We start from the raw sequence: 13,253 nt of genomic DNA, 5'->3' as shown, positions 1-13,253 counted from the left end.
GCCGAGATTGAGTGTAGGAGCGCGCTCGCGCGCGAAAAGCCCACGAAGCGATGACTTGGCCACTGAAAGCGATGCGCAATGCCACTCAAAGCGGCGCGCAATGCCACTCAAAGCGGCGCGCAATGCCACTCCAGCCAGGCCCGGTCGTCGCCGTCAAGCAGTGGCGACAGCGCCGCGCGCACCGTGGCATGGTAATCGTCCAGCCACGCGCGCTCGGATGGCTCCAGCAACCGGGGTTCCAGCCCGCGCCGGTCGAACGGACACAGGGTCAGGGTCTCGAAAGCATAGAACTCGCCGAACTCGGTCTGGTCGGCCTGGGTCACCACGGCCAGGTTTTCGTGGCGGATGCCATGGCGGCCAGGCTTGTACAGGCCGGGTTCGATCGAGGTGATCATCCCGGTCTCCAGCGGCACAAGTGCGCCACCGGCGACCGGCGGGCGGATGCCGTGTGGGCCTTCGTGCACGTTGAGGAAGTAGCCCACGCCGTGACCGGTGCCATGGCCGAAATCCATCCCGGCCGCCCACAGCGGCGCACGGGCCAGCGCATCCAGCTGCGGACCGCTCGCACCCTTGGGGAAGCGTGCCCGCGACAGCGCGATCATGCCCTTGAGCACCAGCGTCGAATCGCGCTTCTGCTCGTCGGTCACCGGCCCCAGCGCGAGCACGCGCGTGATGTCGGTGGTGCCGCCGAGGTACTGGCCACCGGAATCGACCAGTAGCAGCCCTTTGGCTGCGAGCGGGCTGAAGCCCGCCTCGGTGGCCCGGTAGTGCGGCAGGGCGCCGTTGGCCTGGTAGCCGGCGATGGTGGAGAAGCTCTCGCCGACGAAGCCATCCTGCGCGGCGCGCGCCTCGCGGACGAGGGTGTCCACGTCCAGTTCGGTCAGCGGCTCGCCGGCGGCCAGGCCGGTTTCGATCCGGCGGAAGGCGCGGGCCAGCGCGGCACCGTCGCGGCGCATGGCTTCGCGGATGTGCTCGAGTTCCTCCGGCGTCTTCCGCGCCTTGGCGGCGGTCGACGGCGCCGGGCCGCGGACCTGCTTCACGCTGGCCGGCAGGCCTTCGAGGATCGCCACCACCACCTTCGAGGCATCGAACATCAGGGCGGCGTCGTCGGGCAGGGCAGCCAGCGCGGAGGCGGCGGTGGCGTAGTCCGCCACGCCGATGCCGTCCGCGGCCAGCGCCGCCTTCACGGCCGCCGGTAGCTTGCCGGCGTCGATGAACAGCGTGGCCCGGGTGTCCTCGACCAGCAGGTGGGCGAGGAACACTGGGTTGTAGTCGACGTCGGCGCCACGCAGGTTGGTCAGCCAGGCGATGTCGTCGAGGCTGGAGACCAGGTGATGGGTGGCTCCGGCCCGGCGCATGGCCGTGCGCACTTGCTGCAGCTTGTCAGCGCGGGTCACCGGGGCAAACGGCGCCTCGTGCGCGAACACCGGCGCGGAGGGCCGGGCGGGGCGGTCCGCCCATGCGGCGCCGGGCAGGTCGAGGTCGGTGCGCAGGGTCGCGCCGCCGCTTGCCAGCCGTTGGGCCAGGCTCTCCGCACCCGAGACCGACATGCTGTCGCCGGCCACGGCCACGGTGTCGCCATCGGCCAGCTCGCTGGCCAGCCAGGCCACGTGCTCGGGCGTGTGCGCCACGTTCAGTTTCATCAGCGGCAGCCCGCTCCCGGCCAGCTCGGCCTCGGCCTGGGCGAAATAGCGCGAATCCGTCCACAATCCACCGCCCCTGGCCGTGACGACCAGCGTGCCGGCGGAACCGGTGAAGCCGGAAAACCACTCGCGGGCCTGCCAGCGCGGCGGCAGGTACTCGGAGAGGTGCGGATCGGCGCTGGGTACGACGACTGCCGCGACGCCTGCGCGGGCCATGGCGGCGCGCAGGGCGGAAAGGCGTTGGGAGACGGGGAGAGTGCTGGTGTCGGGTGTGCTCATGTCCGCATGGTACGACGAGAGCCACCCACCTCCCATCCCCCGCTCTACTCATGTAAAATACAAATTTCCAGCACTGGCTGCTCGCATGACTCCCCTGATTTTCGTCACCGGCGGTGTGGTGTCTTCCCTTGGGAAAGGCATCGCGGCGGCGTCGCTTGCCTCCATCCTCGAGGCGCGCGGGCTCTCCGTGACCATGATGAAGCTCGATCCCTACATCAACGTGGATCCGGGCACGATGAGCCCCTTCCAGCATGGCGAGGTGTACGTCACCGACGACGGCGCCGAAACCGACCTGGACCTGGGCCACTACGAACGCTTCGTCCGCACTCGCCTTACCGGCAAGAATTCGATCACCGCCGGCAAGATCTACGAGTCGGTGATCCGCAAGGAGCGCCGTGGCGATTACCTCGGCGCCACCGTGCAGGTCATCCCGCACATCACCGACGAGATCAAGCACTCCATCCACGAAGCGACGCGCGGTTACGACGTGGCGCTGGTGGAAGTGGGCGGCACCGTGGGCGACATCGAATCGCTGCCGTTCCTCGAGGCCATCCGCCAGCTGCGCATCGAGCACGGCGCGGAGAAGTGCATGTTCGTGCACCTCACGCTGGTGCCGTATATCAAGGCCGCCGGTGAGATCAAGACCAAGCCGACCCAGCATTCGGTGAAGGAGCTGCGCTCGATCGGTATCCAGGCCGACGTCCTGCTGTGCCGCGCCGAAGAAGCGCTGCCCGATGCGGAGCGCCACAAGATCGCCCTGTTCACCAACGTGCCGAAGAACGCCGTCATCAGCATGATCGATGTCGACGTGATCTATAAGCTGCCGATGTGGCTGCACGAGCAGGGCCTGGACGAGCTGGTCATCAAGCGCCTCGGCCTCGATGCCGGCACGGCCGACCTTTCCAGCTGGGTGCGCACGGTGGAAGCCGTGGAGCATCCGCGCGACGAAGTCACCGTGGCCATCGTCGGCAAGTACGTCGAACACAAGGATGCCTACAAGTCGCTGGGTGAAGCCCTGCGCCATGGCGGCATCAAGCAGTCGACCCGGGTCACGCTGGAGTGGGTGGATTCCGAGGACGTCGAAGCCCGCGGCGCGCGTACCGTGCTGGGCAATGCGGACGCGATCCTCGTGCCGGGCGGCTTCGGCAAGCGCGGCTTTGAAGGCAAGATCCTCGCGGCCCAGTTCGCGCGCGAAGCGGGCATCCCGTATTTCGGCATCTGCTACGGCATGCACGCGGCCGTGGTCGAATTCGCCCGTAACACCGCTGGCCTGAAGCAGGCGGACTCGAGCGAGAACGATCGCAACACGCCGGATCCCGTCATCGCGCTCATCACCGAGTGGACCACCGCCGGCGGCGAAGTCGAGCAGCGCACCGAGCGTTCCGACCTGGGCGGCACCATGCGCCTGGGTGCGCAGGAATGCCGCCTGAAGGCCGGTACCCTGGCCCGCGAGCTTTACGGCGAAGACGTGGTGCGTGAGCGCCATCGCCATCGCTATGAGTTCAACAACCGCTACCGCCAGACGTTCGAAGACCTTGGCCTGGTGATCTCGGGCAAGTCGATGGACGACCTGCTGGTGGAAGTGGTGGAACTGCCGCGCCATGTGCACCCGTGGTACCTCGGCTGCCAGGCGCACCCGGAGTTCACCTCCACGCCGCGCGAAGGCCATCCGCTGTTCATCGGTTTCGTCACCGCGGCGCGCGAGTACAAGGCCGTCCGCACGGGTGACAAGCTCGCCACGCGTTCGGAAGAGTCCGCCGCGTGACGGCGTTCGCGACCGAGCCCGCGCCGCCTGCGGCGAAGCTGCCACAGTCGGGTCTCGGCATCGCGTCGTTCGTCATTGCATTGCTATCCGGTGCCGCCGTCCTCGGCGGCATCGTGCTGTCTGCACTGCTGGTCGAGGCAGGCAACAGTGCCGAGCACATGCCGCTGTTCGGCCTGATCGGCCTTATCCTCGTATTCTTCCTGCTGCTGGCCCTGGCCGGCGTCGTGATGAGCCTGGTGGCGCTACGCCGCCAGGATCGCCGGCGCACGTTTGCCGCCATCGGCCTGGGGCTCAATGTTTTCATCCTGCTGGGTACCGGCATCATGATGATGATCGGCACCGCGCTCAGTCATTCCAACTCGTAACGGGAACCGCATGACCACTTCGATCACCAAAATCCACGCCCGCGAAATCCTCGATTCGCGCGGTAATCCCACCCTCGAAGCCGAAGTTACCCTGGCGGACGGTTCGTTCGGCCGTGCGGCCGTGCCCAGCGGTGCATCCACCGGCACGCGCGAAGCGGTGGAACTGCGCGATGGCGACAAGTCGCGCTACGGCGGCAAGGGCGTGACCAAGGCGGTCGCCAACGTCAACACCGACATCGCCAAGGCGCTGGCCGGTTACGACGCGGCCGACCAGAAGGGCCTCGATGCGAAGCTGATCGCCCTCGACGGCACCGATAACAAGGGCAAGCTGGGCGCCAACGCGCTGCTCGGCGTTTCCATGGCTGCCGCGCACGCCGTCGCCGCTTCGAAGAAGCAGGCCCTGTGGCAGTACCTGATGGTCGACGGCGGCGGTTCGCTGCCGGTGCCGATGATGAACATCATCAACGGCGGTGCGCATGCCGACAATAACGTCGACGTGCAGGAATTCATGGTGCTGCCGGTCGGCGCGCCGAATTTCGCAGAAGCCCTGCGCTACGGCGCCGAGATCTTCCACGCGCTGAAGTCGGTGCTGAAGGGCCGCGGCCTGAATACCTCGGTGGGCGACGAGGGCGGCTTCGCGCCGAACCTGAAGTCGAACGTCGAAGCGCTCGACACGATCCTCGAAGCGGTCGGCAAGGCCGGCTTCAAGGTCGGTAGCGACATCCTGCTCGGCCTCGACGTCGCCAGCTCGGAGTTCTTCAAGAACGGCAAGTACGACCTCGAAGGCGAGGGCAAGGTGTTCACCCCGGAACAGTGGGTCGACACGCTGGCCTCGTGGGCGAAGCAGTACCCGATCGTCACCATCGAAGACGGCATGGCCGAAGGCGACTGGGACGGCTGGGCACACCTCACCAAGGTGGTGGATGGGCGCATCCAGCTGGTCGGCGACGACCTGTTCGTGACCAATCCGAAGATCTTCCAGGAAGGCATCGACAAGAAGATCGCCAACGCCATCCTGATCAAGGTCAACCAGATCGGCACCCTGTCCGAGACGCTGGAAGCCATCGCCATGGCCGACCGCGCTAAGTACGCGGCGATCGTTTCGCATCGCTCGGGTGAAACCGAAGACACCACGATCTCGGACATCGCCGTGGCGACCACCGCGACCCAGATCAAGACCGGTTCGTTGTGCCGTACCGATCGCGTCGCCAAGTACAACCAGCTGCTGCGCATCGAGGAAGCCCTCGGCGCGAAGGCGAAGTACGCCGGCCGCGATGCGTTCCCCAACCTGTCCAAGCTGCCGGGCTAAAGGGGCACCTTGAGCAACGCGGCACTCCTGCGCTGGGTCGGCCTGATCCTTGTCGTCATCCTCATCGCGCTGCAGCTGAAGCTGTGGGTCGGCGGTGGGGGGATGGCCGAGGTGGAATCCCTGCGCGCGGCGGTCAAGAAGCAGGCCGACGATAACGCCGTGCTGCAAAAGCGCAACGAAGCGCTGGGCGCGGACGTGGAAGACCTCAAGCATGGCGAGCAGGCCACCGAAGCGCGTGCGCGCCAGGAACTGGGCCTGATCAAGCCGGGTGAGACCTTCTACCAGGTAGTGGAGCCGGGGGCCGCGACCAGCGTGCCGCCGCCTCCGCCGCCCGTGACCGCCGGCGGCCAGTAATGGATGCCCTGTGGTGCGTGATTCCGGCCGCCGGCAAGGGCGTCCGGGCCGGTGGTGACCGGCCGAAGCAATACCAGTCCGTGGCGGGCCGGCCCTTGCTGGACCATACCCTGGAACGGCTCGCCGCCCATCCGCTGGTGGCGGGCCTGATGGTCGTGATCGCCGCGGATGACCAGCATTTCGCCGCCGTCGAGGCGATCCATGGCAAGCCGCTGCTGACAACCGTCGGTGGCAGCGAACGCAGTTACTCCGTGCTGGCGGGCATCGACGCCCTGCCGGCCAGCGTGGCCGGGGATGCCTTCGTCCTCGTCCACGACGCGGCGCGACCGTGTGTCCGCGCCGACGACATCACCCGGCTGATCCAGCAGGCCGGGCAGCAGGAGGGTGGCCTTCTTGGCGCACCCTTGCGCGATACGCTCAAGCGGGCAGGCGAGGGCGGTCACAGCCTGGCGACCGAGCCCCGCGATGGCCGCTGGCGCGCCTTCACGCCGCAGATGTTCCGGCGCGAGGCGCTGGCCCGTGCACTTCGCCTTGCCGTTGCCGACGGTATCGTGGTCAGTGACGAAGCCATGGCGATGGAGCGCATCGGCATCGCGCCCCTGCTGGTCGAGGGATCGGAAGACAATATCAAGGTAACCACGCCGGCCGACTTCGCGCTGGCGGAGTTCCTGCTCGGGAGGACAAGATGATTCGCATCGGTCAGGGATTCGACGTCCACGCGTTCGGCGAAGGCGACCATGTGATGCTGGGTGGCGTGCGCGTCGCCCACAAGCAGGGCGTGCTGGCGCATTCCGACGGCGACGTCGTGCTGCATGCGCTGTGCGATGCGCTGCTCGGCGCGCTGGCGCTGGGCGACATCGGCAAGCATTTCCCGCCCTCGGACGACCAGTGGCGCGGGGCGGACAGCCGTACCTTCGTGCGCGCCGTGCGCGAGCTGGTCGCCGAGCGCGGGTACGTGCTGGGGAACGCCGATATCACGGTGATCTGCGAGGCGCCCAAGGTGCTTCCGCACGCACTGGCGATGCGCGAGAACATCGCCGCCGACCTTGGCGTCGACATCGACCGGATCAGCATCAAGGCGACCACGACCGAGACGCTTGGGTTCACCGGCCGCCGCGAAGGTATCGCGGCGCTGGCCTCCGTGCTGGTCCAGCCGGCATGACCGAGCTCGACCCGCGCCCGTCGACGCCGCGCCTGCACGACAGGCTCGAGGCGATCAACGAGCTGCTGCGTCGACGCGAGGGCCTGCTGGAATTCGCCGGTGCCGCGCCGGACGGCGACGAAAGCGCCCTGGATGCGGCGGACGCCGCGCTGCAGGCCACGCTGGATGGCTTGCATCCCGCCGACCTTGCCGACGTACTCGAATCGCTGCCGCTGGAAGATCGCATTGCGGTCTGGCAGCGCGTGCGCAGCGATCGCGACGGCGAGATCCTGCTCGAAGTGTCCGACTCGGTGCGTGAATCGCTGATCGCCGACATGGACGATCGCGAGATCCTCGCAGCCGTCGAGCCGCTGGACGCCGACGAACTCGCCGACCTCGTCGATGACCTGCCCACCGAAGTGCTGCCGGAACTCATGGCCAGCCTCGATGCGCAGGATCGCGAGCGCGTGCAGGCGGCGATGTCGTTCGAGGACGACCAGGTCGGTGCGCTGATGGACTTCGAGATGGTCACCATCCGCGAAGACATCAGCCTGGAAGTGGTGCTGCGTTACCTGCGCCGCTTCGAAGAGCTGCCCGCGCAGACCGACAAGCTGTTCGTCATCAATGGCGACCACGTGCTCACCGGCGTGCTTCCGCTGCATTGGTTGCTGGTGAACTCGCCGGACCGGATGGTCCACGAGATCATGGCGCCCGACGTCAATACATTCCGCCCGGAAGACGACGCGTACGACGTGGCGCAGGCCTTCGAGCGCTACGACCTGGTCACCGCCCCGGTGGTCGATGCGCAGATGCGCCTGATCGGACGCCTGGCCGTGGACGCGATGATCGACTTCATCCGCGAGGAAGGCGAGGCCGAAGCGCTGTCGCGTGGCGGCCTGCGCGAAGAGGAAGACATCTTCGCGTCCGTGTGGAAATCCGTGCGCAATCGCTGGGCGTGGCTGGCCACCAACCTGGTCACCGCCTTCATCGCATCGCGCGTCATCGGTCTGTTCGAGCATTCGATCGAACGCCTGGTGGCACTGGCGGCGCTGATGCCGATCGTCGCCGGCATCGGTGGCAACTCCGGAAACCAGACCATCACCATGATCGTCCGCGCCATGGCGCTGGAGCAGGTGACGGTGGCCCAGGCCGGTCGGCTGTGGCGCAAGGAGCTTGGCGTCGCACTGATCAATGGCCTGGTCTGGGGCGGCGTGATCGGCGTCGTCGCCTGGCTGCTGTATCACAGCCCGTCGCTGGGCCTGGTCATGACCGCCGCGATGACCTTGAACCTGTTGCTGGCCGCCTTCATGGGCGTGGGCATCCCGATGCTGATGGTGAAGCTGGGCCGCGATCCCGCGCTCGGCTCCAGCGTGCTGATCACCGCCATGACCGATAGCGGCGGCTTTTTCATATTCCTGGGCCTGGCCACCCTGTTCCTGATGTAAAGGCTGTAAGTCATGAGTGAGAACGAACTGCCCTTCGCCTTCGGCGCGCCGCCGCTGCGCGGCCGCCTGCGCAGTGCCGCCGAGGATTTCTTCGTCGAAGAGGTCCTTGGCTACGAACCGGACGGCGCGGGCGAGCACGTGTTCCTGCAGGTGGAAAAGCGTGGCGCGAACACCGACTGGGTCGCACGCGAGGTGGCGAAGTTCGCCGGCATCGCGCCGATGAACGTCGGCTACGCGGGCATGAAAGACCGTCATGCGGTAACCCGCCAGGTGTTCACCGTGCAGCTGCCCGGCAAGGCCGATCCGGACTGGAGCGCGTTCCCGCACGCCGATGTCACCTTGACCTCGCTCGGACGGCATTCGCGCAAGATCAAGCGCGGTGCGTTGCGTGGCAATCGTTTCGTGATCGTGCTGCGCGAGGTCGAGGGCGATCGCGCCGAAGCGGAGGCGCGCCTGGCGGCCATCGCCGAACGTGGCGTGCCGAACTATTTTGGCGAACAGCGTTTTGGCCTGGGCGGCAACAACGTCGAACAGGCACGCGCGATGTTCAAGGGGCGCCGGGTGGATCGCGACAAGCGTTCGATCCTGCTTTCCGCGGCACGCTCGCACATCTTCAATGGCGTGCTTGCCGAGCGCGTAGCGGGCGGGACGTGGGATGCGGGGCTGGACGGCGAGATCTGGGGCCTGGACGGCTCGCGCTCGTGGTTCGGGCCGGAAGCGTTCAACGACACGCTTGCCGAACGGCTTGCGCGTTTCGACATCCATCCGACCGGCCCGTTGTGGGGCAGTGGCGAGTCGCCGGCTGGCGGCGATGCCGCGGCGCTGGAAGCGTCCGTCGCGGCGCGCGATCCCGACCTGGCCGAAGGGCTGGTGGGCGCGCGGATGGATCAGGAGCGCCGGGCGTTGCGTCTCAAGCCGTCCGACTTTGCGTGGCGCTGGCTCGAGGATGGTGCGCTGGAGGTGGGTTTCGTGCTGCCGGCGGGGGCGTATGCGACGACGGTGGTTCGCGAGATTGCGGTGACGGGGTAGGGTGGCTTTTACGAGGTGGGCCGACTGTGCGGGGAGGCCTGGCGTCGAGGGAGTCTGTTCGCGCGTAGTCGCGCTCCTACAACCTAGGGTTTGAGCAGGACGACGACGGCGCCGGTGCCGCCTTGCATCGGTCGCGCGGAGGCGAATGCGACGACGTCGTCGCGGCGGCGCAGCAGTTTGTCGGTCAGGCCCTTCAGCACGGGGCCGGCGGCTTTCGAGCGCAGCCCCTTGCCGTGGATGATCCGCACGCAGCGGATGCCATCGCGATGGCACTCGGCCAGGAACTCCGCGATGGTCATCTGCGCCGCCGCCGCGTTCATCTGGTGCAGGTCCACGTCGGCCTGGATGCTGAACTGGCCGCGCTTGAGCTGTTTCAACAGTTTCGGCGGGTAGCCGTCGCGCAGGTACGACAATTCTTCGCCGACTTCGAGTTCGGCGGGGTCGTATTCGAACAGCAGCGATTCGGCGGGAACGGCCGCTTCGTCGGCCAGGCGCATCATCGGCACCGGCTCCGGGCGCGGCCGCTCTGGCACGACTTCCTTGGCCACCATGGGCCGAACGTCGCCGATCGCCTCGCGAAACAGGCGGCTGTCGTCGTCGTGCACCGAGGCATTGCGTCGTTTCATTCGGTTCATCCTAGCCGGTTCCGGTGAATCCCGCGTCCCGGTCCGGTAGACTTGGGAGGTCCTGCGGCCCGTCGATGATGTGGGGCCGCCAGCCCCGTTTTTCGATCTGGATCAGCATGCAAGTTCTGGTTAGCAACGACGACGGCGTGGAGGCTCCGGGCATCCGGGTCCTTGCCGGGCGTCTTGCCGGGTTCGGCACGGTGACGGTGGTGGCTCCCGACCGCGACCGCTCCGGCGCAAGCAATTCGCTCACCCTCGATTCGCCCATCCGCGTACAGCGCATGGAGGATGGCCGCTACCGTGTCTCGGGTACGCCGACCGACTGCGTGCATCTGGCGCTGTCGGGCCTGCTCGAGCACGAGACCGACATCGTCGTCTCCGGCATCAACAACTGCGCCAACCTTGGCGACGACGTGATCTATTCCGGCACCGTGTCGGCCGCGATGGAGGGGCGCTTCCTCGGCTTGCCGGCGATCGCCGTGTCGCTGGTGACGAAGGAAGGCTCGGGCGAGCATTTCGAATCCGCCGCCAACGCCGTGCTGATGCTGGTCCGCCGGCTGGTCGTGGATCCGCTGCCGGCGGACACGATCCTCAACGTCAACGTCCCCGATCTTCCGTGGGATGAGATCCAGGGCTTCGAAGTCACCCGCCTGGGCAAGCGCCATCGCTCGGCGCCCGCCATCCGCACGGCGGACCCGCGCGGCCGCGACATGTGGTGGATCGGCCCGCCGGGCAAGGTCGAAGACGAAGGCCCGGGTACGGATTTCAACGCGGTGGCCCGCGGCTTCGTTTCGGTCACGCCGATCCATACCGACCTCACCCGGTTCCAGGCTCTTGAGAAAGTGAGTAGCTGGATGCTCTCGCTGACCGCCTCGATGGACAACGAGGAGGCCGCCTGACGTGGTGAACATGCACGCCCTGCCGCCTTCGGCCCTGCGCGGGGAGGGCATGACCTCGCAGCGCGCCCGTGACCGCCTCGCCGCCCGGCTCGCCGAAGAAGGCATCCGCGACGAGCGCGTGCTCGAGGTCATCCGCCAGCTGCCCCGGCACCATTTCATCGACCAGGCGCTGCATTCGCGCGCTTACGAAAACACCGCCTTGCCGATCGGCCACGGCCAGACCATCTCGCAGCCGTGGATCGTGGCGCGGATGACCGAGGCCCTGATCGAGCACGGCGTGCCCGACCGCGTGCTCGAAATCGGCACGGGCTCCGGCTACCAGGCCGCCGTCCTCGCCGGCATCGTGCCGACCGTCTACACCGTGGAACGCATCGAAGAGCTGCTGCGCCAGGCGCGTCGCCGCTTCCGCCAGCTGGGCATCGAGAACCTGCGTTCGCGGCACGACGACGGCAAGCTGGGCTGGGAATCCGATGCGCCGTTCGACGGCATCATCCTCACCGCGGCCGGCGATCGCGTGCCGCTGAAGTTGCTCGACCAGCTCAAGCCCGGCGGCGTGCTGGTGGCTCCCGTGGGCAGCCCGAGCCAGCAGGTGCTGGTCCGGATGCGCAAGGACGACAAGGGCGAGGTGACCCGCGAGGAACTGGGCGCGGTCAGCTTCGTACCACTCTTGGGCGGCATCGGCTGATGCGCCTTTCACACAGGGGAGCCCGCTGAATGCGGCTGTTTGGATCGCTTTACGAGCGTGCCATCACGTGGGCGCGCCATCGCCACGCGGTGCGCTACCTGGCCGGCCTGTCGTTCGCCGAAGCCTTCATCTTCCCGATCATGCCGGAGGTGATGCTGGCCCCGATGATGCTGGCGGAGCCGCGCAAGGCGTTCCGCTATGCGAACTGGAGCCTGCTGTTTTCCCTGCTGGGTTCGCTGGTGGGCTACGCGCTGGGGCACTTCGCCTATGAGGCGCTGAAGCCGCTGCTGGCGTCGATGCACCTGCTGACGCATATCGAAGAGGGCGTCGCCAGCCTGCGCGAGGACATGCAGTCGCACGCGCTCGGCCTGTACATCGTGCTCGCCATGGCGGCGCTGCAGCCCGTGGTGCCGATGAAGTTCGTCACCTGGGCGTCCGGCATCGTCGGCGTGCCCCTGGTCCCGTTCCTGCTGTGCATGCTGATCGGGCGTGGCAAGCGGGTCTGGCTGTTGGCCCTGCTCATCCGGCTGTTCGGTGAACGGGCGGAGCAGATGCTGCGCAAACACATCGAGTGGATAGGTTGGGCTGTTATCGTAGCCGTCATCCTCCTGGCTGCCTGGTGGTTCTTGCTGCGATGAGTGACCGAGAAAGGAAACCTGCGATGCGCGCGTGGCGTCTGCTTGGCCTGGCTGCCGTCGCCGGCGGCGTGCTGCTGGCCGTGGGTTGCAGCGATCTCGATCCGACCCGGCACACGGTGGTCGTCACCCGGCCTGCCGGCAGCGGCGGCGGCAACTACGGGTCGCCGCATACCGTCGCGCCGACGCCGCCCCCGCCCGGTGGCAGCTACCGCGTGGTGAAGGGCGACACCCTCTACAGCATCGCGTTCCGCAACAAGGTCGATTTCCGCGACCTGGCGAAGTGGAACAACATCGATTCGTCGTACACGATCTGGCCTGGCCAGGACCTGCGCTTGTCGCCGCCGGGCGACGCACGGCCGGCGCCCGCGTCGGCGCATGCGGCGCCGGTCGTGGCCGCGGCGCCGCCGCCCGCGTCTGCGCCGCCTGCCTCGGGTCAGCCCGCGCCGGTGCCCCCGGCCCACCCGGCGACGGTTCCCGTTGCCAGTGCCCAACCGGGCTTCCAGGCCGTGACCGAGTCCGAGGCCGCGCCTGCGCCGGCCACGACCACGAACACCCCGGTGGTGGTCGCCGGCAAACCGGCCGAGTCCGTGGTTCCTCCGCCGACACCGCCGAGCGCCGCGCCCACGGCTACGCCGCCGCCAGTGGAAAACCCGCCTGCCTCCACCCCGATCATCGCCAGCGGGGCCACGCGTAACGCCGGCGGTATCGCCTGGCGCTGGCCGGCCGACGGCACGCTGATCAAACGCTTCTCATCGGGCGACGCCATTCCCGGCATCGAGATCGGCGGCAAGGCGGGCGACCCCGTGCGTGCCACCGCCGATGGCGTGGTGGTCTACAGCGGCAACGGCCTGGTCGGCTATGGCGAGCTGGTGATCATCAAGCACAGCGACAGCTTCCTCTCCGCTTACGGTCACAACCGCAAGCGACTGGTCAAGGAAGGCGAGAAGGTGAAGGCGGGACAGACCGTCGCCGAGATGGGTTCGTCGGGCGCCACCCGCGACGAACTGCAGTTCCAGATCCGTCGCGATGGCAATCCGGTCGACCCGTTGCAATACCTGCCGCCGAAGTAAGGGCG

Annotated in this window: 14 protein-coding genes; 12 read left to right on the top strand and 2 right to left on the bottom strand. The window is 67.6% G+C overall.

All coding sequences use genetic code 11. From position 1 onward, the window contains the following. Positions 1-107 precede the first annotated feature (107 nt). Complete coding sequence (locus KPL74_10260) at positions 108-1,922, bottom strand: aminopeptidase P family protein (GenBank protein QWT22363.1); 1,815 nt, start codon at positions 1,920-1,922, stop codon at positions 108-110. Positions 1,923-2,007: 85 nt separating this feature from the next. Here KPL74_10260 and KPL74_10255 point away from each other — a divergent pair, with 85 nt between their 5' ends. From KPL74_10255 to truD, 8 genes are read left to right on the top strand one after another with little or no spacing between them, the layout of a single operon-like run. Then, complete coding sequence (locus KPL74_10255) at positions 2,008-3,687, top strand: CTP synthase (GenBank protein ID QWT22362.1); 1,680 nt, start codon at positions 2,008-2,010, stop codon at positions 3,685-3,687. Then, the gene (locus KPL74_10250; GenBank protein ID QWT22361.1) at positions 3,684-4,052 is read left to right on the top strand and encodes a hypothetical protein; all 369 of its coding nucleotides are present in this window, start codon (positions 3,684-3,686) and stop codon (positions 4,050-4,052) included. Before KPL74_10255 ends, KPL74_10250 begins: the two co-directional genes overlap by 4 nt. A gap of 10 nt (positions 4,053-4,062) precedes the next feature. Next, positions 4,063-5,361, top strand: coding sequence for a phosphopyruvate hydratase (gene eno / locus KPL74_10245; GenBank protein QWT22360.1), 1,299 nt, complete (start codon positions 4,063-4,065; stop codon positions 5,359-5,361). Positions 5,362-5,370: 9 nt separating this feature from the next. Beyond that, entirely contained in the window at positions 5,371-5,715 is a 345-nt protein-coding gene (ftsB, locus tag KPL74_10240; protein QWT22359.1) for a cell division protein FtsB, read from the top strand. Further along, a complete protein-coding gene (gene ispD, locus KPL74_10235) occupies positions 5,715-6,404 on the top strand; it encodes a 2-C-methyl-D-erythritol 4-phosphate cytidylyltransferase (protein QWT22358.1) in 690 nt (229 codons plus the stop codon). Before ftsB ends, ispD begins: the two co-directional genes overlap by 1 nt. Next, positions 6,401-6,877 carry a 2-C-methyl-D-erythritol 2,4-cyclodiphosphate synthase gene (ispF, locus tag KPL74_10230; GenBank protein QWT22357.1) on the top strand — a complete coding sequence of 159 codons (477 nt, stop codon included), beginning with the start codon at positions 6,401-6,403 and terminating at the stop codon, positions 6,875-6,877. Before ispD ends, ispF begins: the two co-directional genes overlap by 4 nt. After that, positions 6,874-8,301, top strand: a complete 1,428-nt coding sequence (gene mgtE, locus KPL74_10225; protein QWT22356.1) for a magnesium transporter — start codon at positions 6,874-6,876, stop codon at positions 8,299-8,301. Before ispF ends, mgtE begins: the two co-directional genes overlap by 4 nt. Positions 8,302-8,313: 12 nt before the next feature. Further along, a complete protein-coding gene (gene truD, locus KPL74_10220) occupies positions 8,314-9,330 on the top strand; it encodes a tRNA pseudouridine(13) synthase TruD (protein ID QWT22355.1) in 1,017 nt (338 codons plus the stop codon). Between the two features lie 83 nt (positions 9,331-9,413). Here the strand turns inward: truD and KPL74_10215 are convergent, their stop codons facing one another. Further along, positions 9,414-9,956, bottom strand: a complete 543-nt coding sequence (locus KPL74_10215; GenBank protein ID QWT22354.1) for a Smr/MutS family protein — start codon at positions 9,954-9,956, stop codon at positions 9,414-9,416. 116 nt (positions 9,957-10,072) lie between these two features. Here KPL74_10215 and surE point away from each other — a divergent pair, with 116 nt between their 5' ends. The 4 genes from surE to KPL74_10195 are packed head-to-tail and all read left to right on the top strand — an operon-like array spanning position 10,073 to position 13,248. Next, the gene (gene surE / locus KPL74_10210) at positions 10,073-10,855 is read left to right on the top strand and encodes a 5'/3'-nucleotidase SurE (protein ID QWT22353.1); all 783 of its coding nucleotides are present in this window, start codon (positions 10,073-10,075) and stop codon (positions 10,853-10,855) included. A 49-nt stretch (positions 10,856-10,904) separates the two neighbouring features. Beyond that, positions 10,905-11,540, top strand: coding sequence for a protein-L-isoaspartate(D-aspartate) O-methyltransferase (locus KPL74_10205; protein QWT22603.1), 636 nt, complete (start codon positions 10,905-10,907; stop codon positions 11,538-11,540). A gap of 29 nt (positions 11,541-11,569) precedes the next feature. Continuing rightward, on the top strand, positions 11,570-12,178 hold the full coding sequence (locus KPL74_10200) for a hypothetical protein (GenBank protein QWT22352.1): 609 nt from the start codon (positions 11,570-11,572) through the stop codon (positions 12,176-12,178). 23 nt (positions 12,179-12,201) lie between these two features. Then, positions 12,202-13,248: a peptidoglycan DD-metalloendopeptidase family protein gene (locus tag KPL74_10195; protein QWT22351.1), complete on the top strand. Its 1,047-nt coding sequence runs from the start codon at positions 12,202-12,204 to the stop codon at positions 13,246-13,248. Positions 13,249-13,253: the final 5 nt, after the last annotated feature.

Origin of the sequence: Bacillus sp. NP157 (genome assembly GCA_018889975.1) — a bacterium.
Lineage (GTDB): Bacteria > Pseudomonadota > Gammaproteobacteria > Xanthomonadales > Rhodanobacteraceae > Luteibacter.
This window is presented reverse-complemented; position numbering and strand designations above follow the sequence as displayed.

Bases quoted from the DNA above. Each gene is read 5' to 3' on its own strand.
- mgtE (QWT22356.1), top strand. From the start codon at position 6,874: ATGACCGAGCTCGACCCGCGCCCGTCGACGCCGCGCCTGCACGACAGG.
- truD (QWT22355.1), top strand. From the start codon at position 8,314: ATGAGTGAGAACGAACTGCCCTTCGCCTTCGGCGCGCCGCCGCTGCGC.
- eno (QWT22360.1), top strand. From the start codon at position 4,063: ATGACCACTTCGATCACCAAAATCCACGCCCGCGAAATCCTCGATTCG.
- KPL74_10255 (QWT22362.1), top strand. From the start codon at position 2,008: ATGACTCCCCTGATTTTCGTCACCGGCGGTGTGGTGTCTTCCCTTGGG.
- KPL74_10205 (QWT22603.1), top strand. From the start codon at position 10,905: ATGACCTCGCAGCGCGCCCGTGACCGCCTCGCCGCCCGGCTCGCCGAA.
- KPL74_10200 (QWT22352.1), top strand. From the start codon at position 11,570: ATGCGGCTGTTTGGATCGCTTTACGAGCGTGCCATCACGTGGGCGCGC.
- KPL74_10260 (QWT22363.1), bottom strand. From the start codon at position 1,922: ATGAGCACACCCGACACCAGCACTCTCCCCGTCTCCCAACGCCTTTCC.
- surE (QWT22353.1), top strand. From the start codon at position 10,073: ATGCAAGTTCTGGTTAGCAACGACGACGGCGTGGAGGCTCCGGGCATC.
- KPL74_10195 (QWT22351.1), top strand. From the start codon at position 12,202: ATGCGCGCGTGGCGTCTGCTTGGCCTGGCTGCCGTCGCCGGCGGCGTG.
- ispF (QWT22357.1), top strand. From the start codon at position 6,401: ATGATTCGCATCGGTCAGGGATTCGACGTCCACGCGTTCGGCGAAGGC.
- KPL74_10215 (QWT22354.1), bottom strand. From the start codon at position 9,956: ATGAAACGACGCAATGCCTCGGTGCACGACGACGACAGCCGCCTGTTT.
- ispD (QWT22358.1), top strand. From the start codon at position 5,715: ATGGATGCCCTGTGGTGCGTGATTCCGGCCGCCGGCAAGGGCGTCCGG.